Consider the following 926-nt stretch of genomic DNA (forward strand, 5'->3'; position numbering starts at 1 on the left):
ATGAGACGGGCGGGGGTGTTTGGCAAGTCCTTCAAACTCCTTCAACACGCCCGAAATAATTTCTTGTTCTGTCATAACAGCAACCTCCTTCGCTATGGGTCGAAAACTTGTATAAACCTATACTATAATCGTCAATATTATAACACACTCATACCTGCCCGTCTTGTACTTAAACGCAACTACAGACCCTACTACTGACTTTTTCGTCATTATTCCTTCACCGCTTCGTGACAATAAGTGTTCTTCTATAGTATACTACTTAGAACCGAATTGGATTTTTATCATATTTTAATTAAGGAGGTAGAGTATATGAACTCTCAAAAAGATGTAACCGTATACCCGACCCTACCGGAACTTACCTTCCGAGGGATGTTCCTGGGTATGCTCATTACGGTTATCTTCACGGCGTCCAATGTTTACTTGGGCCTAAAAGTAGGCTTGACGTTCTCATCATCCATTCCGGCCGCCGTCATTTCTATGGCTATTCTGCGCATGTTTAAAGATTCCAACATTTTGGAAAACAACATGGTCCAGACCCAGGCTTCCGCTGCCGGTACGCTGTCAGCCATCATCTTCATTCTTCCCGGCCTTTTAATGCTGGGCTATTGGCAGGGATTCCCCTTCTGGCAAACCATGGTTCTTTGTGCTTGCGGCGGCTCGTTGGGTGTCTTGTTCACCATTCCTTTACGTCGTGCCATGGTCGTAAACAGCGACCTTCCCTATCCTGAAGGTTTGGCTGCTGCGGAAATCCTGAAAATAGGATCCGCTTCTCATGACAATGACAAAAAAGCATCTAAGGACACGGGCATGAAAGATATCGTCAAAGGCACGTCGTTAGCAGGCTTAATCAGTCTATGTGCCAACGGTTTCCATGTTCTGTCTTCCGAATTCAGCTACTGGATGTCCTTCGGCAAGGTGACGACTCA

General features: G+C 45.6%; 1 protein-coding gene. It reads left to right on the forward strand.

Features of this window, described 5'->3' with window-relative positions; translation table 11 throughout:
- Positions 1 to 309: 309 nt before the first annotated feature.
- A partial coding sequence (locus tag PGX78_RS08755; RefSeq protein WP_270446574.1) for an OPT family oligopeptide transporter occupies positions 310 to 926 on the forward strand: 617 nt, incomplete at its 3' end.

Source organism: Megasphaera sp. AF13-6AC (assembly GCF_027685385.1).
GTDB lineage: Bacteria > Bacillota > Negativicutes > Veillonellales > Megasphaeraceae > Megasphaera > Megasphaera micronuciformis.